The following is a 25,501-nucleotide window of genomic DNA, read 5'->3' on the forward strand; positions in this document are numbered from 1 at the left end:
TTGCGTCACGGCCCATTGCGGCCGAACCGCGTCTGATGGGGGCTCACACCGATGGAGCCCCCACATGGCTGACACCCGCGCCGAGCACATTGCCCAGCTGGCAGAACTGATCAAGGACGTGGAGGTGGCGATGTTCACCACCACCGGCGTCGACGGACGACTGTACAGCCGGCCGCTGGCCACCCAGCAGGTCAGCTTCGATGGTGACCTCTGGTTCGTCATCACTGCCGACAGCCCGAAAGTGGCCGAGATCGCGCTCGATCCGTACGTCAACGTGGCCTATGCCTCGCCTTCGAAGAACACCTATGTCTCGGTGGCGGGGCGTGCGCGCATCGTCGACGATCGCGCGAAGATCGAGGAGCTGTGGTCACCGGCGATGAAGCTGTTCTTCCCGGGCGGCAAGGACGACCCGAACCTGCGCCTGATCCACGTGCGCGCCGACTCGGCCGAGTACTGGGATGGTCCAGGCACGCTGCTGGGGACGGCGCTGAATTTCGTGCTGTCGGCCGTGCAGGATGAGCCGGCGCCGTTGGCCGACAACGGGTTCATCGATCTTCGGTGATGACCGATGTCCGGTATTGGTAGTGCCGGACGCTGGCCGGCAAACCTGGAAACGTGGCAGCCGGCCAGCGGCCGGCTCTACCGGATTCCGGCTCAGAACCAGCGCTGGAACAACTCCACCGTATAGCCCACCAGCTGCCCCGAACTGAAACCGAAGAACGCGATCGCTGCCAGCGCCGCGATCCAGTTGAACAGCATCAGCGCGCCATCGCGTTCCAGCAGCGCCAGCGAGAACAGCAGCAACTGGAAGCCGAACAGGAAGTTGGTGAAGGGAATCGGCAGCGACAGCAGCAGGCCCAGCAACACCAGCAGCAGGCCAGTGAAGGCGTGGGCGGGCAGCGGTGTCAGCAGCTGCGGCAGGCGCGGCTTCAGCATCTTGTCCAGGCGCCGAAGCGGGCGGTCAATGCGGTCCAGGAAACGGTGCATGGTGCTGCGCTTTGGGCCGCGCCGGGCGATGAAGCCGGGCAGCCAGGGGCGGCGCAGGCAGAACAGCATCTGCAGGCCGATCAGGATCACCAGCGGGCCGCTGACCGCACCGCCCATGCCCGGGATCGGGATGAACGACGGCAGGATCGCCACGAACAGGAACACGCCGAATGCGCTCTGCTGCAGGTTGCTGAGGATCTGGCCGAGCGGCATGTGCTCGGCGGGATCGCCGGAGGCGAACATCTCCAGCAGGGTACGGATGCCCTCGTTGCGGTAGGTCGGGCGCTGTTCGCCCGGACCCTGGCCGGCCTCAGGCGGTGAGTTCATCGGCCTGCTCGTCGGACAGCGTGCGCAGCAGCAGCTTGTCCACCCGCGCACCGTCCAGATCGACCACCTCGAAGCGCCAGCCGGCCCAGTCGAAATACTCGCCTGCGTGCGGGATGCGGCCGAAGTAGTGGATGCACATGCCGGCCAGCGTGTAGTAGTCGCCATCCTCGGCATCGGGCAGGTCGTTGCTGCCGATCAGCTCGCGCAGGTCCTCGATCGGAAGCGAGCCGTCCACCAGCAGCGAGCCGTCCTCGCGGGTCACCACCAGCGCATCTTCGTCGGCGTTCTCTACTGCCTGCAGGCGGCCGACCACGGCGCCCATCAGGTCGCTGATGGTCACCAGGCCCTGGATCTCGCCGTACTCGTCCACCACCAGCGCCATCGACTGCTGTTCCTCGCGGAAGATCTCCAGCAGCTTCATCGCGTGGGTCGATTCGGAGACATAGAGCGGTTCGCGCAGGGTCTGGAACAGCGCGTTGTCGCCGCGCGCCATGCGCGTGGCCAGCGATTTCAGTTCAAGCACGCCGACCACGTCCATGTCGTTGTCGCGCAGCACCGGGTAGCGCGAGAACTCGTGCTCGGCCATGATTTCCAGGTTGCGCTCCAGCCCGGCCTGAGTATCCAGCCAGGCGATGCGGTTGCGCGGCGTCATCAGGCTGTCGGCGGTGCGGTCGCCCAGGCGCATGACGCGGTTCATCATGTCGCGCTCGTGGGCGTCGATCACGCCGGCCTCGTGGCTCTCGGCCACCAGCATGCGGATTTCTTCTTCCGTCACCGAGGCGACTTCATCCTTGCCCAGGCCGAACAGGCGCAATACCAGCTGGGTGGTCTTGGACAGCAGCCAGACGAAGGGCAGGGCCAACTTGGCCAGCCAGCTCATCGGCATCGCGACCAGGCCAGCAATGGCCTCGGAGCGCGTCAGTGCCAGGCGCTTGGGCACCAGTTCGCCGAAAATCAGCGTGATGAAGGTGATCAGACTGACCGCCAGTGCGGTGCCGATGTTGCCGGCATAGGCAAAGCCCGGCATCAGGCCCTGGATCCAGCCGCCGAAGGCCTCACCCAGCGCCTCACCGCCGAGATAGCCGGTCAGCACGCCGATCACGGTGATGCCGATCTGCACGGTGGACAGGAAGCTTTCCGGCTTCTCCGACAGCTCCAGCGCCTTGGCCGCACGCTTGGAGGTGGCGGCCATCTGCTTCAGGCGGCTCTTGCGCGAGGTCATGACCGACATCTCGGACATGGCGAAGAAGCCGTTCAGCAGAACAAGCGCGAAGACAATCAGGATCATTTCAAACACGGGCGTCGTCCCCGGTTGGTGGCAGGGAGGGCGGGTGCTGGCGATGGCGGCTGGCGCTCAGGAACGGGGTCCGGCGCGGCGCAGGGGGGTAAGGGTCGTCGTCCATAAGGTGCGCCCGAAGGCGCGCTGGCATCTTAGCAAAGGGGCGTGGCAGGGTGGCAACCGCCTGTTCAGGTTGGGGGTTCCAGAGCCCGGAAAAGGCGCGGGGATACCCGTGATGGTCATCTAGCCGTCATAATTCCGTCTGGTGCCGTCCTTCCCGCGACGGCTGACAGGTTTCTCAATGTTCTCTCTGCAGACCATTTTCGGTTCCGGCAAACAGTTCTACACCCTGCTCGATGAGGCTGCCGTCGCGGCTTCCGACGCCGCCAAGGCGCTGCATTCCATGCTGCGCGAGGCCGATCGCCAGCCCGCGCTGGACGCGTTCAAGCTGGCCCGCCTGCGCGAACGCGCGGCCTCGGACAAGATCAGCCAGGCGCTGGTGGACAGCTTCATGACCCCGATCGAGCGCGAAGACATCGAAGCGCTGGGCTCGGCGCTGTACAAGATTCCGAAGCAGATCGAGAAGTTCGCCGATCGCTATTCGCTGGCCACGACCCACCTGGAACACATCGACTTCGCGCCGCGCGCGGCGATGCTGGAACAGGCTGCCGGCGTGGTGGTGGAGATGGTGGCCGACCTGCGCCACATGAACCTGGACCGGATGACAGCGCTCAACGAGAAGCTGCGCTCGCTGGAGAACGAGGCCGACCGCCTGATGCTCGAGCTGTACCGCGACATCTATTCGGGCCGCCTGGACAACCTGCAGATGTTCCTGCTGAAGGAATTCTTCGAGATCCTGGAAAAGGCCATCGACCGTTGCCGCGAGGCCGGCGTGGTGGCGTACCAGATCGTGTTGAAGAACAGCTGACGGACGCCGCCGCATGTTGACCCTTGTCCTGGTGGTGATCCTGGCCGCACTCGTCTTCGAGTTCATCAACGGCTTCCACGACACCGCCAACTCCATTGCCACCGTGGTGGCGACCAAGGTGCTCTCGCCCGGTTGGGCGGTGATGCTGGCCGCCTTCATGAATCTCCTCGGTGCGCTGACCGGTACCGCGGTAGCGCTGACCATCGCGTCGGGCCTGCTCAACACCAACGTGGTCGACGTCACCCCGCAGGTGATCCTGTGCGCCCTGCTGGGCGGCATCATCTGGAACCTGATCACCTGGTGGAAGGGCCTGCCGTCCTCGTCCTCGCACGCCCTGATCGGTGGCCTCTGCGGCGCCGGCCTGGCCGCGGCCCACAACAACTGGGACGCATTGATCTGGTCCGAGCGCCTGGGTAGCTGGGCGCAGAACAAGGGCCTGCTGTGGAAGGTGTTCGTGCCGATGATCACCTCGCCGATCGCCGGCTTCCTGCTCGGCATCGTGGTGATGGTGCTGCTGTGGGCGCTGATCGCCGGCCTGGCCAAGATCGGTGGTGCCATCGGCCGCCTGGCCCGCCCGCGCATCGTCAATGCTTTCTTCGGCAAGGCGCAGATCGCCTCGGCGGCCTATATGGGCTTCGCCCACGGCCATAACGACGCGCAGAAGACCATGGGCATCATCGCCATGACCCTGATTGGTGCCGAAGCCACCGGCGCACTGAACGACCTGCCGTCCTGGCTGGCCTTCATGCACCCGGACGCGCATGCCGGTGACGGCATCGCGATGTGGATCGTGCTGACCTGTGCGGTGGTGATGGCGGCTGGTACCGCTTCGGGTGGCTGGAAGATCATCAAGACCCTGGGCCACAAGATGGTGAAGCTGCATCCGATTCACGGCTTCGCCGCGGAGACCAGCTCGGCCACCATCCTGACCCTGGCCGCCCACTTCGGCATGCCGGTCTCGACCACGCACAGCATCTCCACCGCGATCATGGGCGTCGGCTTCGCCAAGAACCCGCGCTCGCTGAAGTTCGGCGTGATCGAACGCATCGTCTGGGCCTGGATCCTGACCATCCCGGCAGCCGGCGGCTGCGCGTACCTGATCCTGAAGCTGTTCGAGCTGTTCGGCTGGACCTGATGCCAACGGCCTTGGGATCAGAGCCCTTTCCCTGAGGAAAAGGGATCTGACCCCGGAAACGAAAAAGCCCGCCGGATACCGGCGGGCTTTTTTCATGGCAGATCATTCCTCTGTATCCGGCGTGCCGATCAACGGTCGGCACCCACCAACAGCAGCAGGAAACTGTCAGCGGCGGGGTGGGGTGGATATGCAGGACCGTTGGCGCCATGGATGGCGCCATCGAGCCCCCATGGACGGGTTTACGGCGTGTCCTGCATATCCACCCCACCTCGCCAGCCCTCAGGAAGCCCGCTTTTGCCGTTGATCTTGCCGTTGATCTTGCCGTGGACCTTGCCGTTGCCGTTGATCCGGAGGGTGCCGGGCCGCCGGCCCGGCCAAACCCCTTAGTTACGCTGGAACAACGCCTGCACATCCTTGCGGAAGGCCGCCTGGCTGTCGGCCCGGCTGTAGAACATGTGCCCGCCCGGATAACTGCGCACCTGCACCCGGTCCGGATTGCTGCCCATCGTCGGCATCTGGTCCACGGTCAGGATCGACCCCATGAACGGGCATGACAGGTCATTCCAGCCGTGCACGATCAGCACCTGCAGGTGCGGATCGATCGCCACCGCCTGGCGCAGCTGGGTCACCGCGCCCTGGCGCAGCTCGCCGTTGCGGTCCCACAGCCGGTTCACGTCGTAATTCAGCGCCTGGTAGCGTGCATCCACCTTCCAGCCGACCACGCGCGTCACGAAGTCGACCATCGCCGTGGTGGTTGGCGCGATGATGCTGTCCAGCAGCGGGTCATTGGCGCGCTGCTCCGGATCATTCGGGAACGGATCGAACGCGGTCACGTTGGAGTCGTAGCGGCTGCCCAGCGTGCCCTTGTCGCGGAACACTTCGCGCAGGTAGGCCTGGGTTTCCAGGCGGCCACCGGCCCGGCGCACGAACTGCGGATCCAGCCCGGTCAGCGCGGTCACCCGGCGCAGCATCGCCTCGGTCGCCTGCGGATCGCTGCGACCCTTCATCAGCGCGGTGGCGTAGTCGCCACGGGTGTATTCGACCACCTCCTGCATTGCCGCATCGGTCAGCTTGCCCTGGCGCTCCAGGTGCGCTGCAGCGATTGACGGCAGCGTCTGCATCCACGCCATCGGCGAGACATCGGCGTTGTCTTCCAGGGTCGGGCTCAGGTAGGGCGAGACCAGCACCAGGCCATTCATCGCCACGCCCAGCCGGGTCTGCAGGAAGTGGGTGATGCGCGGGCCACGGTAGCCGCCATAGCTTTCGCCGGTCAGGTACTTGCGCGACGCCATGCGCTGGTTGCGCAGCAGCCAGTCGTAGATCGAGCGTGACAGGTACTCGATGTCGGCACTGGGGTTGTACAGCGCCTTCTTGGCTTCGTCGTCGCCGATGCGCGCGCGGCTGAAGCCGGTGCCGACCGGATCGATGAACACCAGATCGGTGAAGTCCAGCCAGGTGCCCGGGTTGTCGTGCAGGGTGGCCGGCGCCGATGCGCTGTCACCCTCGGAGCCGAAGGTCACCACCTTGGGCCCGATGGCACCCATGTTGAGGTACACCGACGATGCGCCGGGGCCGCCATTGAGCGCGAAGGTCACCGGCCGGTCCTTGCCCGGCATCGTGTAGGCGGTGAACACCACGTCGGCGATCACCTTGCCCTTGGCATCGCGTACCGGCAGGGTGCCGACGGTGGCGGTGTAGTCGAGGGTGCGGCCGGCCAGGCGCATGCTCTGGCGGGCCGAGGCGTCTGCGGGCAGCGCAGGTGCCTCGGTCTTCTCCTCTTTCGGATCAGACTTGGCGTCGGCGTCGGGCGCGGCCAGCACGCTGGCTGGGGCGATGAGCAGGCCGACGCAGAGCGCGGCAGTATGCAACAGGGACTTCATGGCACCGGATCGGCAGCGGAAGGGGGTTCCGATGCTAGGCCGGTGACGGGCCATGCCGTATGTGTCCAAAGGCATGGCCGCGCGTCGAGGCCGCCACTGGCCAGATTGGGTCAAGCGGGCAGGGTTGCTGCCGCGTCGTCGTCGGCCAGCAGGCCATAGACGGCCGAGTCGGCCAGTTTCCCCTGGATGCGCCACCGTTGGCGCAGCACCCCCTCGCGGTGGAAGCCCAGGCGTTCCAGCACGTGCGCGGACGGGGCGTTGCGCGGGTCGATCTCGGCTTCCACGCGATGCAGGTGCAGGGTGCGGAACAGGTAGGCCAGTACCTGTTGCAGGGCCTCGTGCATATAGCCCTGGCCCTGGCGATCGGGTGCCAGCAGGTAGCCGATCTCCGCGCGCGCGGCATCGCGGTCCACCGCGAACACCACGCAGATGCCCAGCAGCGGACCTTCCAGCGATTCGCGCACGGCCAGCTTCAGCTGGGTGCCGATGGCATGGGCGGCGAGATCATCGTCGATCTGTTCGCGCGCTTCAGCCTGTCGCGTCCAAGCCGGATGGTTCCACCAGCGCATCACTTCCGGGTTGGACTGCAGCGCGAACAGCGCGACGGCGTCGTCACGGCGGATCGGGCTCAGGACCAGCCGTGCACTGTGCAGCGGCAGGCCGGGGAACAGCAGCGAGTGGCTGGCCAATACGGTGGTCCACACGGATGGACGCGCATTATGGCGCCGCCGGGTTTGCCGATGGGGGCGTAATGCCCTGGGGCGCATGAATGGGTAGTGCCGGCCGCTGGCCGGCCGATCTGCCTGGATCACGCGGATGTCGAGGTTGCCGGCCAGCGGCCGGCACTACCGGGCGATGGGGCCAAAGCCGTTTCCCGGCAGGAAACGGATCCGACCCCGCGCCGGATCAGACTTCCAGGGAGGCGAGGTCGCCCTTCGACTCCAGCCAACCCTTGCGGTCGGATGCACGCTTCTTGGCCAGCAGCATGTCCATCAGCGAGCGGGTCTGCTCGCCATCGTCCACGGTCAGCTGCACCAGGCGGCGCGTATCGGGATGGATGGTCGACTCGCGCAGCTGCGGCGGATTCATCTCGCCCAGGCCCTTGAAGCGGGTGACGTTGATCGCGCCCTTGATCTTCTCGCGTTCAATCTTGTCCAGCATCGAGCGCTTTTCTTCCTCGTCCAGGGCGTAGAACACCTGCTTGCCCACGTCGATGCGGAACAGCGGCGGCATCGCCACGAACACATGGCCGGCATCGACCAGCGCCGGGAAGTGCTTCAGGAACAGCGCCGTCAGCAGGGTAGCGATGTGCAGGCCGTCGGAGTCCGCGTCGGCCAGGATGATGACCTTGCCGTAGCGCAGGCCGGTGATGTCGTCCTTGCCGGGGTCGCAGCCGATGGCCACGGCCAAGTTGTGCACTTCTTCCGAAGCCAGCACGCTGTTGGACGAGACTTCCCAGGTGTTGAGGATCTTGCCGCGCAGCGGCAGGATCGCCTGGAAGTCCTTGTCGCGCGCCTGCTTGGCGCTGCCGCCTGCCGAGTCACCCTCCACCAGGAACAGCTCGGTGCGCGACAGGTCCTGGCTGATGCAGTCGGCCAGCTTGCCAGGCAGGGCCGGGCCCTGGGTGACCTTCTTGCGGACGACCAGCTTCTCGGTCTTCAGGCGCGCACTGGCGCGCTCGATGGCGATCTGCGCAATCTTCTCGCCCAGCTCCACGTTCTGGTTCAGCAGCAGGCTGAAGGCATCGTGGGCGGCGCCCTCAACGAAGCCGGCGGCCTGGCGCGAGGACAGGCGCTCCTTGGTCTGGCCGCTGAACTGCGGGTCGGTCATCTTCAGCGACAGCACGAACGAGACGCGATCCCACACGTCTTCCGGGGCCAGCTTGACGCCACGCGGCAGCAGGTTGCGGAAGTCGCAGAACTCACGCAGCGCCTCGGTCAGGCCGGTACGCAGGCCGTTGACGTGGGTGCCGTGCTGGGCGGTGGGAATCAGGTTGACGTAGCTTTCCTGCACCAGCTCGCCTTCCGGCAGCCAGGCCACGGCCCAGTCAACGATTTCGGTGTCCTTCTTCAGGTTGCCGACGAACAGGTCGGCCGGCAGCGATTCGCGCTCGCCCAGTTCCAGCTTCAGGTAATCGCGCAGGCCGTCTTCGTAGTACCAGGTATCGACTTCACCGGTGGCTTCGTCGGTCAGCTTCACGGTCAGGCCCGGGCACAGCACGGCCTTGGCGCGCAGCAGGTGCTTCAACGCACGCACCGCGAACTTCGGTGTATCGAAGTACTTCGGGTCGGGCCAGAAGCGCACGCGTGTACCGGTGTTCTTCTTGCCCACGGTGCCGACCACTTCCAGCGGCGTGGCGCGGTCGCCGTTGCGGAAGGTAATGCGGTGTTCGGCACCTTCGCGCTTGATGTGCACCTCCACCAGGGTCGACAGCGCGTTGACCACGCTGACGCCGACGCCGTGCAGGCCGCCGGAGAAGGTGTAGTTGTTGTTGCTGAACTTGCCGCCCGCATGCAGGCGGGTCAGGATCAGCTCGACACCCGGGATCTTCTCTTCCGGATGGATGTCCACCGGCATGCCACGGCCGTCATCGCTGACCTCCACGCTGCCGTCCTTGTACAGGGTGATCTCGATCGAGCGGGCGTGGCCGGCGAGGGCCTCGTCCACCGAGTTGTCGATCACTTCCTGCGCCAGGTGGTTCGGGCGCGCGGTGTCGGTATACATGCCGGGACGGCGCTTGACCGGGTCAAGGCCGGACAGGACTTCAATATCGGCGGCGTTATAGCGGGCGTTCATCTGTCTTCGAAAGCTTGGAGCGACGGGCAAGTGTGGGGTCTGGCACGGGATTTTGCACGCCTGCGGTTCAGTCTCGGCGACGCAGAGGGGGTAAAATGGCAGCCGCTGGAATCTGAACGCCGGCGACCCCTGTTGGGTCGAAACGTCCAAGCCATACCGCGAGGAGGACCTCATGAAGAAGTTGCTGACCATTGCGATCCTGGCCGCTGCCGCCGTTGCAGTGCCACTGGTGGTGGCGCAGAACGCCGGCCAGCCGGCCCCGCAGCAGGGTGACCAGGCCGACAAGGCGCAGGCCGAGGCCGATGCCAAGGCCAAGCGTCGGGCCCAGGCCAATGCCGAAATGAAGGCGCAGGGCCAGCCGGCCCCGCGGCAGGAAGAGGAAGAGGAAGCGCGTAAGAAGCGCTGATCCCGCAACCTGCCAGGCGCCCTTGCGACAAGGGTTGCGCTCCGGAACGCCCCGCTTTGCGGGGCGTTTCTTTTTGGCAACGTGCCATCTGCCCCTTGGGTTGGCGGCCATCAATCTGTAAACTATGGCTTTCCGGGAGTAAGTGCGTGTCCACCATTTGCGAATGGGCTGGAGCGGCCAAGCGTGGCTTCCAGCATGGCGGGTCGCAGGTGACGGTCGATTTGACCGGCACGGCCGCCCCGACCTCGCACGATGGTCCCCGTCCGGCGCCTGCCGTCGCACGGATCCGCACCTCCCTCGCTGTCCCAGCGAACCGGAAAACCCCCTCTGAGCACCATGCCCGCCCTCCGGGTGCGCGTGGTGCTGCCGTTTTCCATTTCCAGACAGGATGCTTGCAGCCATGACTCCCTTGATTTTCGTAACCGGCGGCGTGGTGTCCTCGCTCGGCAAAGGCATTGCCGCCGCGTCGCTGGCCGCCATTCTCGAAGCCCGTGGCCTGAAGGTCACGATGATGAAGCTCGACCCGTACATCAACGTCGACCCGGGCACCATGAGCCCGTTCCAGCACGGTGAGGTGTATGTCACCGACGACGGCGCCGAGACCGACCTCGACCTGGGCCACTACGAGCGCTTCGTACGCACCCGCCTGAGCCGCAAGAACTCGGTCACCACCGGCCGCATCTACGAGAACGTGATCCGCAAGGAGCGTCGCGGCGACTACCTGGGCGCGACCGTGCAGGTCATTCCGCACATCACCGATGAGATCCGCCGCTGCATCGACGAAGCCACCGAAGGCTACGACGTGGCGCTGGTCGAGATCGGCGGCACCGTCGGCGACATCGAGTCGCTGCCGTTCCTGGAAGCGATCCGCCAGGTGCGCACCGAGCGTGGCCCGGAGAAGGCGTTGTTCATGCACCTCACCCTGGTGCCGTACATCGGCGCCGCCGGTGAGCTGAAGACCAAGCCGACCCAGCATTCGGTGAAGGAGCTGCGTTCGATCGGCATCCAGCCGGACGTGCTGCTGTGCCGCTCCGAGCAGGCAGTGCCGGATTCTGAGCGCCGCAAGATCGCCCAGTTCACCAACGTCTCCGAGCGCGCCGTGATCAGCGTGCCGGACGTCGACGTGCTGTACCGCATTCCGTCGGGCCTGCACGCGCAGGGCCTGGACGAGATCGTCGTCAACCAGCTGAAGCTGGCCGACAAGGTCGGCCCGGTCGATCTGTCGATGTGGGAGGACGCGGTCGACGCGACCCTGCATCCGCTGGATGAAGTGACCATCGCGGTGGTCGGCAAGTACGTTGATCACCAGGACGCGTACAAGTCGGTTGGCGAAGCGCTCAAGCACGGCGGCCTGCGCCAGCGCACCAAGGTCAACCTGAAGTGGCTGGAAGCACAGGACCTGGAAGGCACCGACATGGCCGCGCTGGCCGATGTCGACGGCATCCTGGTGCCGGGTGGCTTCGGTGACCGTGGTTTCGAAGGCAAGGTGCTGACCTCGAAATTCGCCCGCGAGCAGCACGTGCCGTACTTCGGCATCTGCTACGGCATGCAGGCGGCCGTCGTCGATTACGCGCGCAACGTGGTCGGCTTGGAGGGCGCCAACAGCACCGAGAATGATCGCCAGTCGCCGAACCCGGTGATCGGCCTGATCACCGAATGGCGCACCGCCACCGGCGATGTCGAGAAGCGTGACGACAAGAGCGACCTGGGTGGCACCATGCGCCTGGGCCTGCAGGAGCAGCGCCTGAAGCCGGGCACGCTGGCCCGCGAGCTGTACGGCAAGGACGTGGTCGCCGAGCGTCACCGCCACCGCTACGAGTTCAACAACCGCTACCGCACCCAGCTGGAAGATGCGGGCCTGGTGATCGCCGGCAAGTCGATGGACGACACCCTGGTGGAAGTGGTCGAGCTGCCGCGCGACGCCCACCCGTGGTTCCTGGCCTGCCAGGCGCACCCGGAATTCCTGTCCACCCCGCGCGACGGCCACCCGCTGTTCATCGGTTTCATCCGTGCTGCGCGCGAGCGCAAGGCCGGTGGCAAGCTGCTGCAGGAAGCCCGCGCCTGACTTGTGATGGGGGCCGCCGGCCCCCATCTTGCACGCTTCAACCCCCAGCGTACCGGCCCGGCCGGTGCCGCGGACAACAAGGAAACGCCATGAAACTGTGTGGATTCGAGGTCGGGCTGGACCAGCCCCTGTTCCTGATCGCCGGCCCCTGCGTGATCGAGTCGATGCAGCTGCAGCTCGATACCGCCGGCAAGTTGAAGGAGGTCACCGACAAGCTCGGCGTCAACTTCATCTTCAAGTCCAGCTTCGACAAGGCCAACCGCACCTCGGGCACCGCGTTCCGTGGCCCGGGCATGGAAGAGGGCCTGAAGGTCCTGGCCGAGGTCAAGAAGCAGATCGGCGTGCCGGTGCTGACCGACGTCCACGAATACACCCCGATGGACGAAGTGGCGTCGGTGGTGGATGTGCTGCAGACCCCGGCGTTCCTGGTCCGCCAGACCGACTTCATCCGCAAGGTGTGCTCGGCCGGCAAGCCGGTCAACATCAAGAAGGGCCAGTTCCTGGCGCCGTGGGACATGAAGCCGGTCGTGGAGAAGGCCAAGGCCACCGGCAACGAGCAGATCATGGTCTGCGAGCGCGGTGCCAGCTTCGGCTACAACAACCTGGTCAGCGACATGCGCTCGCTGGCGGTGATGCGCGATACCGGTTGCCCGGTGGTGTTCGATGCCACCCATTCGGTGCAGCTGCCGGGCGGGCAGGGCACCAGTTCGGGCGGCCAGCGCGAACACGTGCCGGTGCTGGCCCGTGCCGCGGTGGCGGTGGGCATCTCCGGCCTGTTCGCCGAGACCCATCCGGATCCGTCCAAGGCCCTGTCCGATGGTCCCAATGCGTGGCCGCTGGATCAGATGGAAGCGCTGCTCGAGACCCTGATGGAGCTCGACGCGGTGACCAAGAAGCACGGCTTCTCGCGCTTCGCGTGAGTCGTGACCCGCGGGTGGCGCTGGAAACCCAGCGTCACCGCCGGCACTGGAAACAGTGGCCCTGGGGCCTGATCGCGCTGGGCATGGCGGTGCTGTCGCTGTCGGGCGCGTTCTTCATTTTCATGCTGGTGGGCGCGGCGATGCGTCCGCCAGGCGATGGTGCGCACGTCAACCTGAAGCCCTACGTGGCTGCCTTGGCGGTGGCGGAGCTGTTCACCATCTCGGCCGGCTTCACCGCATCGGTGCTGGGGTGGAGGCTGAACCGAGGCCGGGCGACGGCTGCAGTGGCAATGGTGCTGCTGTCGCTGTGGGTGGGCATCCTGCTGCACGACCTGTTCAGATGAATACGACCTTGCAATCCTCGCGCGGCTGGCCCTGGGGCCTGATCGCCCTTGGGCTGTCCGTGCTTTCGTGGACATCCCTGCTGCTGGGTGTGCTGGCCTTTGCTGCCAGCTTCGGCTCGCCGGGTGACGGCAACCATGGCATGCAGGCCATGCAGTACTGGATCCTGGCCGCACTGGTCACGCTGGGTCTGTCCTTCGTCGGCAGCCTGGTGGCAATGGTGCTGGCCTGGCGACGCAGTCGTGGCCCCGTCGCGGCAGCGGTGGCCGGTGCGTTGCTGGTAATGCTGGTGTCGCTGGTCCTGATCGTGATCGGGTCCAGCTGGGGCTGATCCGGATCAGGCCATTTGGCAAGTGGCGGGCAGCCGGGGATAATCACGCGGCATTCGTTTTGTCGCCCCCTCTCCAGACAGGTAACCGGCCCGACCATGAGTACGATCCGCAGCATCCACGCCCGTGAAATCCTCGACAGCCGTGGCAACCCCACGCTGGAAGCCGAAGTCATCCTGGAGGACGGTTCGTTCGGTCGCGCCGCGGTTCCCTCCGGCGCCTCGACCGGCACCAAGGAAGCGGTCGAGCTGCGTGACGGCGACAAGACCCGTTACCTGGGCAAGGGCGTGCGCAAGGCCGTCGACAACGTCAACACCACCATCGCCAATGCGCTGAAGGGTTTTGAAGCCACCGACCAGGCCGGCCTCGACCGTCGCCTGATCGACCTCGATGGCACCGAGAACAAGGGTCGCCTGGGTGCCAACGCACTGCTGGGTGTTTCGATGGCCGCCGCGCACGCCGCCGCCGCCTCGAACAAGCAGGCACTGTGGCAGTACCTGGCCGCCAAGACCGGCGTGACCCCGTCGCTGCCGGTGCCGATGATGAACATCATCAACGGCGGCGCGCATGCCGACAACAACGTCGACTTCCAGGAGTTCATGGTGCTGCCGGTCGGCTTCACCTCGTTCTCGGAAGCGCTGCGTGCCGGTACCGAAATCTTCCATTCGCTGAAGTCGGTGCTGAAGGGCCACGGCCTGAGCACGGCGGTGGGCGACGAAGGCGGCTTCGCGCCGGACTTCCGCAGCAACGTCGAAGCGCTCGACACCATCCTCGAAGCGATCGGCAAGGCTGGCTACACCGCCGGTGAAGACGTGCTGCTGGGCCTGGACGTGGCCTCCAGCGAATTCTTCGAGAACGGCAAGTACAACCTGGTCGGCGAGAACAAGCGCCTGACCTCCGAGCAGTTCGTCGACTTCCTCGCCGACTGGGCCGCGCAGTACCCGATCATCACGATTGAAGATGGCCTGGCCGAGAACGACTGGGCGGGCTGGAAGCTGCTGACCGACCGCATCGGCAAGAAGGTGCAGCTGGTCGGCGACGACCTGTTCGTGACCAACCCGAAGATTTTCCAGGAAGGCATCGACTCGGGCACCGCCAACGCGATCCTGATCAAGGTCAACCAGATCGGCACCCTCAGCGAAACCCTGGAAGCGATCGCCATGGCCGACCGTGCCGGCTACGCCGCCGTGGTCTCGCACCGCTCGGGCGAAACCGAAGACACCACCATTGCCGACATCGCGGTGGCCACCACTGCCACCCAGATCAAGACCGGCTCGCTGTGCCGCAGCGATCGCGTGGCCAAGTACAACCAGCTGCTGCGCATCGAGGAAGCCCTCGGTGCCGGCGCGCGTTACGCGGGTCGTGACGCGTTCGTTTCGCTGAAGCGCTGAGCCGATGCGCGACTGGCGCTGGATGCTGCTGGTGCTGGCCCTGTTGCTGGGCTGGCTGCAGTACCGCTTCTGGTTCGGTCCGGGCAATTCGGGTGAAGTGATGATGCTCGAAGCCCAGGTCGCCAACCAGGAGCGGGACAATGAGGGTCTGCAGCAGCGCAACGACGCGCTGGCCGCCGAAGTGAAGGACCTCAAGGAAGGCCAGTCCGCCATCGAGGAGCGCGCGCGCAGCGAGCTGGGCATGATCAAGCCCGGCGAGAAGTTCTACCGCGTGGTCGAGGATGCGCCGGTTCGTCCGGCGCAGCCCGCTGCAGGCGTCACTGCCCAGGCCGGCGAACACCCGGCGGACGTGCCATGAGCGCGGCGATCTGGGTGGTGGTTCCGGCCGCCGGCCGTGGAACCCGCTTCGGCGCGCCGCTGCCCAAGCAGTACCTGCAGGCGGGCGGGCAGATCCTGCTCGCCCATACCCTGGATGCCCTGCTGGCGCACCCGGCCGTGGCCGGCGCGATGGTGGTGATCGGCCAGGACGATGCCGACTGGCCGGGCTGGAACGAATGGGCCGGCAAGCCGGTACTGACCTGCATCGGCGGCGCAACCCGTGCCGCATCGGTGCTGACTGGGCTGCAGGCGTTGCCGGACTCGGTGCGCGCTGATGAATTCGTGCTGGTCCACGATGCCGCGCGACCCAACCTGTCCCTGGCCGATCTTGGTCGCCTGCTTGAAGTCGGTCGTGCCGATCCGGTCGGGGCGATCCTGGCCGCACCGGTGCGCGACACTCTCAAGCGAGCGGGCGACGACGGTGGCATCGATGGCACCGAACCGCGCGAGCGCCTGTGGCGCGCGCTGACGCCGCAGCTGTTCCGCCGCCACCAGCTCAGCCGCGCGCTGTCCGAAGCCGCCTTCGCCGGTGTTGAAGTCACCGACGAGGCCATGGCCATGGAGCGCCAGGGCCAGCGCCCGTTGCTGGTGGAAGGCAGCGAGGACAACTTCAAGGTCACCACCCCGGCCGATCTGGACCGGTTCGAATTCGTACTTTCCCGCCGCGCCGGCTGATCGCCCGCGCGGCCCTGTTGCAAGGGTTGCATCCATGAGCACCGCACCGTTCCCGCCCGTCCGCATCGGTCAGGGCTACGACGTCCATGCCTTCGGTGAGGGCGATCACATCATGCTCGGCGGGGTGAACGTGCCGCACAGCTGCGGCGTGCTCGCGCACAGCGATGGTGACGTGATCCTGCACGCCCTGTGCGATGCGATGCTCGGCGCACTGGCGCTGGGCGATATCGGCCAGCATTTCCCGCCGAGTGACGACCGCTGGAAGGGGGCCGACAGCAGCGATTTCGTGCGCCACTGCGACAGCCTGCTGCGTGAGCGCGGCTGGCGCGTCGGCAACACCGACATCACCGTGATCTGTGAGCGTCCGAAGGTCGGTCCGCACGCTCTGGCCATGCGCGAGCGCATTGGCGGTCTGCTGCAGCTGCCGCTGGATGCGGTCAGCGTCAAGGCCACCACCTCGGAGAAGCTGGGCTTCACCGGCCGTGGTGAAGGCATTGCCGCACAGGCCGTTGTGCTGCTGGTGGCGGCATGATCCCGCTGCCGCTGGCGTTCGGTGCACCGTTGTTGACGGCGCGCATCCGCACCACGCCGGAAGATTTCCAGGTGGATGAGCTGCCAGCCTTCGAGGCGACCGGCGAAGGTGAGCACCTGCTGCTGCACATCCGCAAGCGCGGTGCCAACACCGTGCACGTGGCCAAGGTGCTGGCCAAGTGGGCAGGCCTGCCGGAAATGGCGGTGAGCTACGCCGGCATGAAGGATCGCCATGCGGTCACCACCCAGCGTTTCAGCGTGCACCTGCCCAAGCGCGTCGCGCCGGACCTGGCCGAGCTGGCCAGCGACGAGATCGAAGTGCTCGAAGCCACCTGGCACAACCGCAAGCTGCAGCGCGGCGCACTGGCCGGCAACCGCTTCAAGCTGGTACTGCGCGAAGTGCAGGGGGATGCCGCCGCAATCAGCGAACGCCTGCAGCAGATTGCCGGGCGCGGCCTGCCGAACTGGTTTGGCGAGCAGCGCTTCGGCCGCGACGGCGGCAACGTGCCGGCCGCACTGGCGATGTTCGGCGGCCGTCGCATGCGCAAGGACCAGCGTTCGCTGCTGCTGTCTGCCGCCCGATCGGCGCTGTTCAATCGCGTGCTGGCCGCGCGCGTGGAGCAGGGCAACTGGGATCAGCCGCTGGACGGTGAAGTGTGGATGCTCGATGGCAGCCGCAGCGTGTTCGGACCCGAGCCGTACACCGATGTGCTGGCCGAGCGCCTGGCGCGTTTCGACATCCATCCCAGCGCGCCGCTATGGGGCGAAGGCGAGCTGCGCAGCGCCGACACGGCACGTGAGCTGGAGTTGGCCGCGCTGGACGACGAAGAGTCGAAGGCGCTGCGGGCCGGCCTGGAAGACGCGCGCCTGAAGCAGGAGCGCCGCGCGTTGCGCCTGCGTCCGGCGCTGCTGCAGCACCAATGGCTGGCTGATGACGTGCTGGAGCTGTCGTTCGCGCTGCCACCAGGCTGCTACGCCACCGCCGTGCTGCACGAGCTCGGCCCCGTCGAAGACGCCTCGCAGGCCTGACAGAAAAAGGGGACGGAGGGAATTAAGTCGTTTGTGGCACAAGCGACTTAATTCCCTCCGTCCCCTTTTTTCAACGCCGTGCCAGCAGCACCAGTACCGCGCCGGTGCCGCCTTGTCCGGTCGGCGCCGAATGAAACGCCAGCACGTCGTTGCGCAGCCGCAGCAGGCGATCGACCAGGTTCTTCAGTACCGGTGCACCGCCATCGGACTGCAATCCCTTGCCATGGATGATGCGCACGCAGCCATATTCGTGTGCATGTGCTTCCAGCAGGAACTGGCGCAACAGCGTCTCCGCCTGCGACGCGGTGGCGCCATGCAGGTCCAGCTCGTCCTGCACCGAGTACTGGCCGCGCTTGAGGCGCTGGAACAGGCGCGGTGGCAGGTTGTCGCGGCGATAGCTGGCCACGTCGCCGGCTTCCAGCGGCGTGCTGTCACGCAGCAGCCGGGCAAACTCGCCGGCAGCTTCGGCCTCGTCACGTTCGGCCATGCGCGCGCGCGGCTTCGGCCGGGGCGCGGCCGGGGCCGGCTCGACATCCTTGCGCAGCGGCGTCACTTCGCCGATGGCCGCGCGGAACAACGCGGCCGGATCTTCGTCTTCAGGGTGCGACATGCGCACAGGGTAAACCGCCGGCGCAGGTCTGCCTATGACGGTTCGATGTCGGTCGTGACCGCCGGCAGGGTAGGACCGGCGGCTCGCATGCGGCACAATAGACGATGCCCTTGCAGGGTCGACGGCTTCCGCAGGGGAGCGCGACGGTCCCGCCCACACTGCACGGTGATGGAATCGAATTCTTGGAAAATCAAGCGGTTAAATCGAAGATGCGAATCCTGGTCAGTAATGACGATGGTGTCGACGCCGCAGGCATCCGGATGCTTGCCTCGGTCCTGCGCGAGGCCGGACACGAAGTCACGGTGGTCGCACCCGACCGCGATCGCTCCGGCGCCAGCAATTCGCTGACCCTGGATCTGCCGATCCGGCTCAAGCGCATCGACCATTACACCGTCTCGGTGGCCGGCACACCGACCGACTGCGTGCACCTGGCGCTGACCGGCCTGCTTGAATTCGAGCCCGACATTGTCGTGTCCGGCATCAACAACGCCGCCAACCTCGGCGACGACGTGATCTACTCCGGCACCGTCTCGGCGGCGATGGAAGGTCGCTTCCTCGGTCTGCCAGCCGTGGCGGTCTCGCTGGTCAGCCGCAACCACGATCCGAAGCACTTCGAGACCGCGGCGCGTGCCGCGGTGGAGATCGTCGCCCGGCTCAAGGCCGACCCGCTGCCGGCCGACACCATCCTCAACGTCAACGTGCCGGACCTGCCGTGGGGCGAGGTCAAGGGCTTCGAGGTCACCCGCCTCGGCAACCGCCATCGTGCCGAAGGCTGCATCGCGCAGAAGGATCCGCGCGGCAACGAGGTGTACTGGATCGGCCCGGCCGGCCGTGAGCAGGACTCCGGCCCCGGCACCGACTTCCATGCGGTGCGCACCGGCCATATCTCGATCACCCCGATCCAGGTCGACCTGACCCGCTACCAGGCGCTGGAGAAAGTGGCCAGCTGGGTGGGCGGCCTCAGCGCCGCGCTGGATCGGCCGGCATGAGTCCACGCCTGCGACTGCAGCCGGAAGCCGTCGGTATCGGCATGACCTCGCAGCGCGTGCGTGATCGTCTGGTCGACCGCCTGCGTGAAGCCGGCATCGTCGACGAGTCCACCTTGAACGCGATCCGGGTGGTGCCGCGCCATCTGTTCATCGATGAAGCACTGGCCTCGCGTGCCTATGAAGACACCGCGCTGCCGATCGGCCACGGCCAGACCATCTCGCAGCCCTGGGTGGTCGCGCGGATGACCGAAGCGGTGCTCCAGGTCGCGCCGAAGCGCGTGCTGGAAGTCGGTACCGGCTCCGGCTACCAGGCTGCCATCCTCGGCGCGCTGGGCCTGGAGGTCTACACCGTGGAGCGCATCGGTGACCTGCTGCGGCAGGCACGCAAGCGCTTCCGCGCACTGGGCATGAACATCCGTACCAAGCATGACGACGGTCGCGCTGGCTGGGCCGAACACGGTCCATTCGATGCCATCGTGGTCACCGCCGCAGCGCCCGCACTGGTCGACGAACTGGTCGGGCAGTTGGCCGAAGGCGGGCGCCTGGTGGCGCCGGTCGGCGGCCCAGGCGGGCAGTCACTGGTGCAGCTGGACCGCAAGCCCGATGGCAGCATCGAACAACGCGTGCTGGCGCCGGTCACGTTCGTGCCGCTGCTGTCTGGCATGCTCGACTAATCCACGGAGCAGGGTTGCATGAAGATTTTCGGGCCGCTGTACGAGCGGGCGATGAAGTGGGCGGCGCACGAACGGGCGCCGACCTACCTGACGGTATTGAGCTTCTTCGAGGCAATCATCTTCCCGGTGATGCCGGAGGTGATGCTGGCGCCGATGTGCGTGGCCCAGCCCAAGCGCGGCTGGTGGTTCGCAACCCTCAGCCTGGCCGGCTCGATGGTCGGCGCGCTGGTCGGCTACGCGCTGGGTCATTACGCGTTCGAGGCGATCAAGCCGCTGTTCGAGGCGCTGGGCATGCTGCCGGCGATCGAGCAGGGCATCACTACCGTGCAGGCGAAGATGATCGAGTCGCCTTGGGCGGTGTTCACCTTCCTGGTGCTGGGCGGCTTCATGCCCATCCCGATGAAGGTCTTCACGTGGGCATCAGGTATCGTCGGCGTACCGATGCCGCAGTATCTGTTGAGCATGCTGATCGGTCGCGGCAAGCGCGTGTTCGTGCTGGCTGCGGTCATCCGTATCGGTGGTGCGCGTGCTGAAGCGGCACTGCGTCGCTGGATTGAACCGCTGGGCTGGATCGCCACCGCGTTGGTGGTGGTGCTGATCGCCTGGCTTGTATGGAGGTCGAAGTTCGCATGAGTCCTGATCGTCTGAGCAAGGGAGTGCGCATCGGCGCGCTGGCGTTGCTGGTTTCCACCCTGGCCGCCTGCGGCACCGCCACCGTGGTCCGCCCGGGCGGCGGCAGCGCCGGTGGCGTGACCACGCCGAAGACCTCGGTGCCCAAGCCCGGGCAGACCGTGGTGGTGCGCAAGGGCGACACCATCTATGCGCTCGCCCGCATCCATGACATCACGCCCGCCGACCTGATTGCCTGGAACAACCTGGACAATCCGTCGACCATCCATCCGGGCCAGGTGATCCGGCTGTATCCGGCCGGTGCCAGTGGCGGCCGCGCGCCCACCACGGTGGTCACCCCACCGCGTTCGGGTAGCAGCAGTGGCGGCAGCACCGCGCCGGCCCCGGCGCCGGTCGGTCCGGTGAAAAGCAATATCGCCTGGCGCTGGCCGGCCGATGGCGCGATCGTCGGCCGCTACGTGGCTGGTGACGCGACCAAGCAGGGCGTCGACATCGCCGGCACCAGCGGCCAGGCAGTCAAGGCCACCGCCAATGGCGTGGTGGTGTACTCCGGTGCCGGCCTGGTCGGTTACGGCGAGCTGATCATCATCAAGCACAGTGACCAGTGGCTGTCGGCCTATGGCCACAACCGCAAGCGCCTGGTGAACGAAGGGCAGAGCGTGAAGGCCGGCGAGCAGATCGCCGAAATGGGCCGCACCGGTGCGAACCGCGACATGGTCCACTTCGAGATCCGCTACAACGGCAAGCCGGTCGACCCGCAGCAATACCTGCCGGCGCGTTGATCGCTGATTCGCCATCTGGGCGGATCCCCGGCCCGGCGCAGCGCGCCGGGCGTTCACCGACGGCACGGCCCATGGGCCGCAAGCGCCGTCAGCTCACCCGCTACAACGGCAAGCCGGTCGACCCGCAGCAATACCTGCCGGCGCGTTGATCGCTGATTCGCCATCTGGGCGGATCCCCGGCCCGGCGCAGCGCGCCGGGCGTTCACCGACGGCACGGCCCATGGGCCGCAAGCGCCGTCAGCTCACCCGCTACAACGGCAAGCCGGTCGACCCGCAGCAATACCTGCCGGCAGGCTGATCGTCAGATGCGATAGCGCCGGGCCATGCCCGGCGCTCCTGGCCTGTAGATCGAGCCATGCTCGACTCGGGTCCTGCAGAGTGGTCATTTGCGATCTTGTGTGTCGCAGACTCACCTTCACGGCGGACGGGATACCCGGCATTCTTGAGCGGTCCCAGCCGATCCGGTGCCCCATGCTCCGTCTTGCTTCCACTCTCGCGTTGCTCATCATCGCGCCGCTGGCCACCGCAGCCAGCGATCCGCGCGACGTGGTCACCCGTCTTTACGCCGCCGTCCAGGCGCCGACTTCGGACGAAGCGACCATTCCGCCGTTGCTGGGCGATGCCCTGCGCTCAGCCATTGATGCGCAGCGCGCCTACGAGCGGACCTGTGCGGTGCTGGCCGCGCACGACGAGAAGCCGCATATGCTCGACCAGAGTGCCTATCTGATGGCGCCGGATCGACCGGAAACGGTATCGGTGGGAATGCCCGGATCGAGCGGTGACGCCACCTGGCTCCGGGTCGACATGGCCGTGGGCGACTATCGATGGACCGACCGGGTCCTGCTGCAGCGGCAGGACCGGGACTGGAAGGTCATGGATATCCGCTGGGGGCAGGGCGGCAACCTGATTGGCCGGCTCAAGGAGTTCTCGGCATTCCGCTGCACACCTTCGGGCCGCTAGCGCCGGGGTGCGCCCGGCGACTCGAGCTCAGCCTTCCAGAATGAACGCGGCCGCGACCTTGCGGCCTTCGCCGGCCAGGATGTTGAAGGTGCGGGCGGCGGCCGGATTGTTCATCACTTCCAGGCCGATGCCGCGTGACAGGCAGGCGGCCATCACCACCGCCGGCGGGAACACCTGGCGATCACCGGTACCGAGCACGATCAGCGCCGGGTTCAGCGCCAGGATCGGCTCCAGGTCCGCCAGCTGCAGCGCGGCGGCACTCGCCACCGGCCAGTGCGCGACCAGCTGCTCCGGGGTCAGGAAAAAGCTGCTGCCCAGTACCTGGTCATTGACCTTGGCCGAGCGGCCATCGGCGGCGCGCAGGCTGTAGGCATAGTCAGACGGTTCGTGGTTCAGCTGCATGGCGGTAGGGCGATCAGCCGCGCGGCAGCACGATCTGGCGCTGTTCCTTGCTCGGGCGGTACAGCACGGCGACGTGGCCGATGCGCTGCACCAGCGCGCTCTCGGTGGCTTCGACGATCTCGCCGATCATCACGTCACGAGCGTCGCGGTCTTCGGCAGCGACCTTCACCTTGACCAGCTCGTGGCGCTCCAGCACTTCGTTCAGCTCAGCGATGAAGGCCGGGGTCACACCCTTGCCGCCGGTCTGCAGCAGGGCCTTCAGGTCGTGGGCTTGGCCGCGCAGGAAACGGGTCTGGGAGGCGGTCAGGGCGATGGACATACAGGAAAACACGGTTGAATGGGGCGATCAGGGTATCATGAGGACCCCATCAGCCCCTATTTTCAATGGCTACCCGCAGCAAAAGCAGCCAGCGCTGGCTCAAGGAACACTTCTCCGACCCCTTCGTGAAGAAGGCGCAGGCCGAAGGCATGCGCTCGCGCGCCGCCTACAAGCTCGAAGAGCTGCTCGAACGTGACCGGTTGCTGAAGCCGCACATGGTGGTGGTCGACCTCGGCGCGGCGCCTGGCGGCTGGTCTCAGCAGGTTCGGAGACAGATTGGCGACACCGGCCGCGTGCTGGCCCTGGACATCCTGGACATGCCGCCACTGGCCGGCGTGGAGTTCCTTCATGGTGACTTCAGGGAAGAAGCCGTCCTATCGCAGTTTGAAGCCATGCTCGGGGATCAGCCGGTAGACCTTGTGCTGTCGGACATGGCCCCCAATAAGAGTGGTGTAGGTGCGGTCGACCAGCCGCGGATGATGCACCTGGCGGAGCTGGCCCTGGATTTTGCCGACAACCACCTGAAGACCGGTGGGGCATTCCTGATCAAGCTGTTCCAGGGCGAGGGCTTTGACGACTACGTGCGCGACATGCGCCGCCGGTACGACAAGGTCTCCATCCGCAAGCCGGAAGCCTCGCGCAAGCGCTCTCCCGAGGTGTATGCCTTGGGTCAGGGAAAACGCGCCCACATGAAGTAAGCTCGCAACGTACGCAAGTTTGACCCCAACGCAACGCCAGCACTGAGAGGAACACCGGAGCCAATGAGGATGAACGACTTGACCAAGAACCTCCTGCTATGGGTGGTCGTCGCCGTCGTGCTGATGGTGGTCTTCCAGAGCTTCTCGCCGAAGTCCTCCGGGGCCGGCGCGCAGGGCGCGTCGTACTCGCAGTTCCTGGACCAGGTGGACAGCGGCAACGTGCAGAAGGTCGCCTTCGGCGGCGACATGCGCGGGGGCACCAGCCAGCTGACCTACACCACCCGCGGTGGGCAGTCGTCCACCATCACCGCACCGTTCGATCGCGACCTGATCAACGTGCTGCGCACCAAGAACGTGGAAATCGTGCAGGAGGAGCCGTCCAGCGGCATTTCCCTGGGCGCGATCCTGATGAATTTCCTGCCGGTCATCCTGATCATCGGCTTCTGGTTGTTCATCATGCGCCAGATGCAGGGCGGTGGCGGCGGTGCCAAGGGCGCGATGTCCTTCGGCAAGTCGCGCGCCAAGCTGCAGGGCGAAGACCAGATCAAGGTCACCTTCGCCGACGTCGCCGGTTGCGACGAGGCCAAGGAAGAAGTGGGTGAGCTGGTCGACTTCCTGCGTGACCCGTCCAAGTTCACCAAGCTGGGTGGCAAGATTCCGCGCGGCGTGCTGATGGTGGGCCCGCCGGGTACCGGCAAGACGCTGCTGGCCAAGGCCATCGCCGGCGAAGCCAAGGTGCCGTTCTTCTCGATCTCCGGTTCGGACTTCGTGGAAATGTTCGTCGGCGTTGGCGCCAGCCGCGTGCGCGACATGTTCGAGCAGGCCAAGAAGCACGCCCCGTGCATCATCTTCATCGACGAAATCGATGCTGTCGGTCGCCATCGTGGCGCCGGCCTGGGCGGCGGTCATGACGAGCGCGAGCAGACCCTGAACCAGCTGCTGGTCGAAATGGATGGTTTCGAAGGTGGCGAAGGCGTGATCGTGATCGCCGCGACCAACCGTCCGGACGTGCTGGACCCGGCGCTGCTGCGTCCGGGCCGTTTCGACCGCCAGGTCGTGGTCGGCCTGCCGGACGTGAAGGGCCGCGAGCACATCCTGAAGGTCCACATGCGCAAGCTGCCGCTGGCCGACGACGTCGAGCCGATGGTGATCGCGCGCGGTACCCCGGGCTTCTCCGGTGCGGATCTGGCCAACCTCTGCAACGAGGCGGCCCTGTTCGCCGCGCGTGGCAACGAGAAGGAAGTCCGCATGGACCACTTCGACCGTGCCCGCGACAAGATCCTGATGGGTGCCGAGCGCCGCTCGATGGCCATGAGCGAAGAAGAGAAGACCCTCACCGCCTACCACGAAGCCGGTCACGCCATCGTCGGCCGCCTGGTGCCCGAGCACGACCCGGTCTACAAGGTCACCATCATCCCGCGCGGCCGTGCGCTGGGTGTGACCATGTACCTGCCGGAAGGCGACAAGTACTCGATGAACCGCGTGGCGATCAAGTCGCAGCTGTGCTCGCTGTACGGTGGCCGCGTGGCCGAAGAGCTGATCTTCGGTGCCGACAAGGTCACCACGGGCGCCTCCAACGACATCGAACGCGCCACCAAAATGGCCCGTAACATGGTCACCAAGTGGGGCCTGTCCGACCAGCTCGGCCCGATCGCCTATGGCGAAGAGGACGACGAGGTGTTCCTGGGCCGTTCGGTCACCCAGCACAAGAGCGTGTCCAACGACACCGCGCGTCGCATCGATGAGGAAGTGCGCAACATCCTCGACGAGGCTTACGCACGTACCACCGAGCTGATGACGGCCAACCTGGACAAGCTGCACGCCATGTCCCAGCTGCTGCTGCAGTACGAGACCATCGACGCGCCGCAGATCGACGCCATCATGGAAGGCCGCGATCCGCCGCCGCCGGCCGGTTGGAACAAGTCGAACAAGGATGGTGGCAACGACAAGGGCGGCGACGCCCGTCCGCTGCCGCCGATCGCGGGCCCGGCCGAATCGCACTGACGGCCCGCTGCACGTGACACCAGACGAGGCCGGGG

The 25,501-nt window shown here is 66.3% G+C and carries 28 protein-coding genes; 20 read left to right on the plus strand and 8 right to left on the minus strand.

The features are described from left to right. Positions 1 to 64: 64 nt before the first annotated feature. Entirely contained in the window at positions 65 to 562 is a 498-nt protein-coding gene (locus tag EGM71_RS07545) for a pyridoxamine 5'-phosphate oxidase family protein (RefSeq protein ID WP_188488875.1), read from the plus strand. A 92-nt stretch (positions 563 to 654) separates the two neighbouring features. Here EGM71_RS07545 and EGM71_RS07550 read toward each other — a convergent pair whose 3' ends face one another. Then, positions 655 to 1,314: an exopolysaccharide biosynthesis protein gene (locus EGM71_RS07550; RefSeq protein ID WP_188488877.1), complete on the minus strand. Its 660-nt coding sequence runs from the start codon at positions 1,312 to 1,314 to the stop codon at positions 655 to 657. Beyond that, complete coding sequence (locus EGM71_RS07555) at positions 1,298 to 2,602, minus strand: hemolysin family protein (RefSeq protein ID WP_126927812.1); 1,305 nt, start codon at positions 2,600 to 2,602, stop codon at positions 1,298 to 1,300. Before EGM71_RS07555 ends, EGM71_RS07550 begins: the two co-directional genes overlap by 17 nt. A gap of 292 nt (positions 2,603 to 2,894) precedes the next feature. On the opposite strand from EGM71_RS07555, the gene EGM71_RS07560 reads away from it, so the two are divergent. Then, on the plus strand, positions 2,895 to 3,521 hold the full coding sequence (locus tag EGM71_RS07560; RefSeq protein WP_004152833.1) for a DUF47 domain-containing protein: 627 nt from the start codon (positions 2,895 to 2,897) through the stop codon (positions 3,519 to 3,521). Between the two features lie 13 nt (positions 3,522 to 3,534). Then, positions 3,535 to 4,656: an inorganic phosphate transporter gene (locus tag EGM71_RS07565; RefSeq protein WP_057499497.1), complete on the plus strand. Its 1,122-nt coding sequence runs from the start codon at positions 3,535 to 3,537 to the stop codon at positions 4,654 to 4,656. Positions 4,657 to 5,039: 383 nt separating this feature from the next. Here the strand turns inward: EGM71_RS07565 and EGM71_RS07570 are convergent, their stop codons facing one another. The 3 genes from EGM71_RS07570 to parE form a co-directional block, all read right to left on the minus strand. Then, positions 5,040 to 6,536: a S10 family peptidase gene (locus EGM71_RS07570; protein ID WP_188488879.1), complete on the minus strand. Its 1,497-nt coding sequence runs from the start codon at positions 6,534 to 6,536 to the stop codon at positions 5,040 to 5,042. A 110-nt stretch (positions 6,537 to 6,646) separates the two neighbouring features. Further along, positions 6,647 to 7,225: a GNAT family N-acetyltransferase gene (locus EGM71_RS07575; RefSeq protein ID WP_188489773.1), complete on the minus strand. Its 579-nt coding sequence runs from the start codon at positions 7,223 to 7,225 to the stop codon at positions 6,647 to 6,649. A gap of 217 nt (positions 7,226 to 7,442) precedes the next feature. After that, positions 7,443 to 9,332, minus strand: coding sequence for a DNA topoisomerase IV subunit B (gene parE / locus EGM71_RS07580; RefSeq protein ID WP_188488881.1), 1,890 nt, complete (start codon positions 9,330 to 9,332; stop codon positions 7,443 to 7,445). A gap of 172 nt (positions 9,333 to 9,504) precedes the next feature. Here parE and EGM71_RS07585 point away from each other — a divergent pair, with 172 nt between their 5' ends. The 10 genes from EGM71_RS07585 (at position 9,505) to truD (ending at position 17,398) form a co-directional block, all read left to right on the plus strand. Then, entirely contained in the window at positions 9,505 to 9,738 is a 234-nt protein-coding gene (locus EGM71_RS07585) for a hypothetical protein (protein ID WP_188488883.1), read from the plus strand. A 400-nt stretch (positions 9,739 to 10,138) separates the two neighbouring features. Then, positions 10,139 to 11,803, plus strand: a complete 1,665-nt coding sequence (locus EGM71_RS07590) for a CTP synthase (RefSeq protein ID WP_032130113.1) — start codon at positions 10,139 to 10,141, stop codon at positions 11,801 to 11,803. 89 nt (positions 11,804 to 11,892) lie between these two features. Next, a complete protein-coding gene (gene kdsA / locus EGM71_RS07595; RefSeq protein WP_014036736.1) occupies positions 11,893 to 12,723 on the plus strand; it encodes a 3-deoxy-8-phosphooctulonate synthase in 831 nt (276 codons plus the stop codon). After that, the gene (locus tag EGM71_RS07600; protein WP_188488885.1) at positions 12,720 to 13,067 is read left to right on the plus strand and encodes a hypothetical protein; all 348 of its coding nucleotides are present in this window, start codon (positions 12,720 to 12,722) and stop codon (positions 13,065 to 13,067) included. Before kdsA ends, EGM71_RS07600 begins: the two co-directional genes overlap by 4 nt. Continuing rightward, the gene (locus EGM71_RS07605; protein WP_188488888.1) at positions 13,064 to 13,396 is read left to right on the plus strand and encodes a hypothetical protein; all 333 of its coding nucleotides are present in this window, start codon (positions 13,064 to 13,066) and stop codon (positions 13,394 to 13,396) included. Before EGM71_RS07600 ends, EGM71_RS07605 begins: the two co-directional genes overlap by 4 nt. A gap of 96 nt (positions 13,397 to 13,492) precedes the next feature. After that, complete coding sequence (gene eno, locus EGM71_RS07610) at positions 13,493 to 14,785, plus strand: phosphopyruvate hydratase (protein WP_014036739.1); 1,293 nt, start codon at positions 13,493 to 13,495, stop codon at positions 14,783 to 14,785. Between the two features lie 4 nt (positions 14,786 to 14,789). Next, positions 14,790 to 15,143 (plus strand): cell division protein FtsB, encoded by a 354-nt coding sequence (gene ftsB, locus EGM71_RS07615; RefSeq protein ID WP_188488890.1) that lies wholly within the window; start codon positions 14,790 to 14,792, stop codon positions 15,141 to 15,143. Further along, positions 15,140 to 15,838 carry a 2-C-methyl-D-erythritol 4-phosphate cytidylyltransferase gene (ispD, locus tag EGM71_RS07620; RefSeq protein WP_188488892.1) on the plus strand — a complete coding sequence of 233 codons (699 nt, stop codon included), beginning with the start codon at positions 15,140 to 15,142 and terminating at the stop codon, positions 15,836 to 15,838. Before ftsB ends, ispD begins: the two co-directional genes overlap by 4 nt. A gap of 34 nt (positions 15,839 to 15,872) precedes the next feature. Next, positions 15,873 to 16,370 (plus strand): 2-C-methyl-D-erythritol 2,4-cyclodiphosphate synthase, encoded by a 498-nt coding sequence (gene ispF, locus EGM71_RS07625; protein ID WP_005409005.1) that lies wholly within the window; start codon positions 15,873 to 15,875, stop codon positions 16,368 to 16,370. Then, positions 16,367 to 17,398: a tRNA pseudouridine(13) synthase TruD gene (gene truD, locus EGM71_RS07630; RefSeq protein WP_188488894.1), complete on the plus strand. Its 1,032-nt coding sequence runs from the start codon at positions 16,367 to 16,369 to the stop codon at positions 17,396 to 17,398. Before ispF ends, truD begins: the two co-directional genes overlap by 4 nt. 70 nt (positions 17,399 to 17,468) lie before the next feature. Here truD and EGM71_RS07635 read toward each other — a convergent pair whose 3' ends face one another. Continuing rightward, positions 17,469 to 18,008: a Smr/MutS family protein gene (locus EGM71_RS07635; protein WP_188488896.1), complete on the minus strand. Its 540-nt coding sequence runs from the start codon at positions 18,006 to 18,008 to the stop codon at positions 17,469 to 17,471. A gap of 209 nt (positions 18,009 to 18,217) precedes the next feature. On the opposite strand from EGM71_RS07635, the gene surE reads away from it, so the two are divergent. The 5 genes from surE (at position 18,218) to EGM71_RS07660 (ending at position 22,043) form a co-directional block, all read left to right on the plus strand. Continuing rightward, the gene (gene surE, locus EGM71_RS07640; RefSeq protein WP_100438995.1) at positions 18,218 to 18,997 is read left to right on the plus strand and encodes a 5'/3'-nucleotidase SurE; all 780 of its coding nucleotides are present in this window, start codon (positions 18,218 to 18,220) and stop codon (positions 18,995 to 18,997) included. Further along, positions 18,994 to 19,671: a protein-L-isoaspartate(D-aspartate) O-methyltransferase gene (locus EGM71_RS07645; protein WP_005416032.1), complete on the plus strand. Its 678-nt coding sequence runs from the start codon at positions 18,994 to 18,996 to the stop codon at positions 19,669 to 19,671. The genes surE and EGM71_RS07645 overlap by 4 nt, the downstream gene beginning before the upstream one ends. 18 nt (positions 19,672 to 19,689) lie before the next feature. After that, on the plus strand, positions 19,690 to 20,304 hold the full coding sequence (locus EGM71_RS07650; protein ID WP_188488898.1) for a YqaA family protein: 615 nt from the start codon (positions 19,690 to 19,692) through the stop codon (positions 20,302 to 20,304). Then, a complete protein-coding gene (locus EGM71_RS07655) occupies positions 20,301 to 21,083 on the plus strand; it encodes a peptidoglycan DD-metalloendopeptidase family protein (RefSeq protein ID WP_188488900.1) in 783 nt (260 codons plus the stop codon). Before EGM71_RS07650 ends, EGM71_RS07655 begins: the two co-directional genes overlap by 4 nt. 471 nt (positions 21,084 to 21,554) lie before the next feature. Next, positions 21,555 to 22,043: a hypothetical protein gene (locus EGM71_RS07660; protein WP_188488902.1), complete on the plus strand. Its 489-nt coding sequence runs from the start codon at positions 21,555 to 21,557 to the stop codon at positions 22,041 to 22,043. 27 nt (positions 22,044 to 22,070) lie between these two features. Here EGM71_RS07660 and EGM71_RS07665 read toward each other — a convergent pair whose 3' ends face one another. Both EGM71_RS07665 and yhbY read right to left on the minus strand, forming a co-directional pair. Beyond that, positions 22,071 to 22,445: an Mth938-like domain-containing protein gene (locus tag EGM71_RS07665; RefSeq protein ID WP_188488904.1), complete on the minus strand. Its 375-nt coding sequence runs from the start codon at positions 22,443 to 22,445 to the stop codon at positions 22,071 to 22,073. Between the two features lie 13 nt (positions 22,446 to 22,458). Beyond that, on the minus strand, positions 22,459 to 22,764 hold the full coding sequence (gene yhbY, locus EGM71_RS07670) for a ribosome assembly RNA-binding protein YhbY (RefSeq protein ID WP_004152868.1): 306 nt from the start codon (positions 22,762 to 22,764) through the stop codon (positions 22,459 to 22,461). A 65-nt stretch (positions 22,765 to 22,829) separates the two neighbouring features. Between yhbY and rlmE the strand changes: the two genes are divergently transcribed. Together rlmE and ftsH are read left to right on the plus strand one after the other, a co-directional pair. Beyond that, positions 22,830 to 23,462 (plus strand): 23S rRNA (uridine(2552)-2'-O)-methyltransferase RlmE, encoded by a 633-nt coding sequence (rlmE, locus tag EGM71_RS07675; protein ID WP_005409014.1) that lies wholly within the window; start codon positions 22,830 to 22,832, stop codon positions 23,460 to 23,462. Between the two features lie 69 nt (positions 23,463 to 23,531). After that, entirely contained in the window at positions 23,532 to 25,466 is a 1,935-nt protein-coding gene (gene ftsH / locus EGM71_RS07680) for an ATP-dependent zinc metalloprotease FtsH (RefSeq protein ID WP_010485966.1), read from the plus strand. Positions 25,467 to 25,501: the final 35 nt, after the last annotated feature.

The sequence above is a fragment of the Stenotrophomonas maltophilia genome (assembly GCF_006970445.1).
Classification (GTDB): domain Bacteria; phylum Pseudomonadota; class Gammaproteobacteria; order Xanthomonadales; family Xanthomonadaceae; genus Stenotrophomonas; species Stenotrophomonas maltophilia_AU.

Excerpts from the sequence above, each read along its gene's own strand:
- EGM71_RS07545 (WP_188488875.1), top strand. The coding sequence starts at position 65 with ATGGCTGACACCCGCGCCGAGCACATTGCCCAGCTGGCAGAACTGATC.
- EGM71_RS07550 (WP_188488877.1), bottom strand. The coding sequence starts at position 1,314 with ATGAACTCACCGCCTGAGGCCGGCCAGGGTCCGGGCGAACAGCGCCCG.
- EGM71_RS07555 (WP_126927812.1), bottom strand. The coding sequence starts at position 2,602 with ATGATCCTGATTGTCTTCGCGCTTGTTCTGCTGAACGGCTTCTTCGCC.
- EGM71_RS07560 (WP_004152833.1), top strand. The coding sequence starts at position 2,895 with ATGTTCTCTCTGCAGACCATTTTCGGTTCCGGCAAACAGTTCTACACC.
- EGM71_RS07565 (WP_057499497.1), top strand. The coding sequence starts at position 3,535 with ATGTTGACCCTTGTCCTGGTGGTGATCCTGGCCGCACTCGTCTTCGAG.
- EGM71_RS07570 (WP_188488879.1), bottom strand. The coding sequence starts at position 6,536 with ATGAAGTCCCTGTTGCATACTGCCGCGCTCTGCGTCGGCCTGCTCATC.
- parE (WP_188488881.1), bottom strand. The coding sequence starts at position 9,332 with ATGAACGCCCGCTATAACGCCGCCGATATTGAAGTCCTGTCCGGCCTT.
- EGM71_RS07585 (WP_188488883.1), top strand. The coding sequence starts at position 9,505 with ATGAAGAAGTTGCTGACCATTGCGATCCTGGCCGCTGCCGCCGTTGCA.
- EGM71_RS07590 (WP_032130113.1), top strand. The coding sequence starts at position 10,139 with ATGACTCCCTTGATTTTCGTAACCGGCGGCGTGGTGTCCTCGCTCGGC.
- kdsA (WP_014036736.1), top strand. The coding sequence starts at position 11,893 with ATGAAACTGTGTGGATTCGAGGTCGGGCTGGACCAGCCCCTGTTCCTG.
- EGM71_RS07605 (WP_188488888.1), top strand. The coding sequence starts at position 13,064 with ATGAATACGACCTTGCAATCCTCGCGCGGCTGGCCCTGGGGCCTGATC.
- eno (WP_014036739.1), top strand. The coding sequence starts at position 13,493 with ATGAGTACGATCCGCAGCATCCACGCCCGTGAAATCCTCGACAGCCGT.
- ftsB (WP_188488890.1), top strand. The coding sequence starts at position 14,790 with ATGCGCGACTGGCGCTGGATGCTGCTGGTGCTGGCCCTGTTGCTGGGC.
- ispD (WP_188488892.1), top strand. The coding sequence starts at position 15,140 with ATGAGCGCGGCGATCTGGGTGGTGGTTCCGGCCGCCGGCCGTGGAACC.
- ispF (WP_005409005.1), top strand. The coding sequence starts at position 15,873 with ATGAGCACCGCACCGTTCCCGCCCGTCCGCATCGGTCAGGGCTACGAC.
- truD (WP_188488894.1), top strand. The coding sequence starts at position 16,367 with ATGATCCCGCTGCCGCTGGCGTTCGGTGCACCGTTGTTGACGGCGCGC.
- EGM71_RS07635 (WP_188488896.1), bottom strand. The coding sequence starts at position 18,008 with ATGTCGCACCCTGAAGACGAAGATCCGGCCGCGTTGTTCCGCGCGGCC.
- surE (WP_100438995.1), top strand. The coding sequence starts at position 18,218 with ATGCGAATCCTGGTCAGTAATGACGATGGTGTCGACGCCGCAGGCATC.
- EGM71_RS07645 (WP_005416032.1), top strand. The coding sequence starts at position 18,994 with ATGAGTCCACGCCTGCGACTGCAGCCGGAAGCCGTCGGTATCGGCATG.
- EGM71_RS07650 (WP_188488898.1), top strand. The coding sequence starts at position 19,690 with ATGAAGATTTTCGGGCCGCTGTACGAGCGGGCGATGAAGTGGGCGGCG.
- EGM71_RS07655 (WP_188488900.1), top strand. The coding sequence starts at position 20,301 with ATGAGTCCTGATCGTCTGAGCAAGGGAGTGCGCATCGGCGCGCTGGCG.
- EGM71_RS07660 (WP_188488902.1), top strand. The coding sequence starts at position 21,555 with ATGCTCCGTCTTGCTTCCACTCTCGCGTTGCTCATCATCGCGCCGCTG.
- EGM71_RS07665 (WP_188488904.1), bottom strand. The coding sequence starts at position 22,445 with ATGCAGCTGAACCACGAACCGTCTGACTATGCCTACAGCCTGCGCGCC.
- yhbY (WP_004152868.1), bottom strand. The coding sequence starts at position 22,764 with ATGTCCATCGCCCTGACCGCCTCCCAGACCCGTTTCCTGCGCGGCCAA.
- rlmE (WP_005409014.1), top strand. The coding sequence starts at position 22,830 with ATGGCTACCCGCAGCAAAAGCAGCCAGCGCTGGCTCAAGGAACACTTC.
- ftsH (WP_010485966.1), top strand. The coding sequence starts at position 23,532 with ATGAACGACTTGACCAAGAACCTCCTGCTATGGGTGGTCGTCGCCGTC.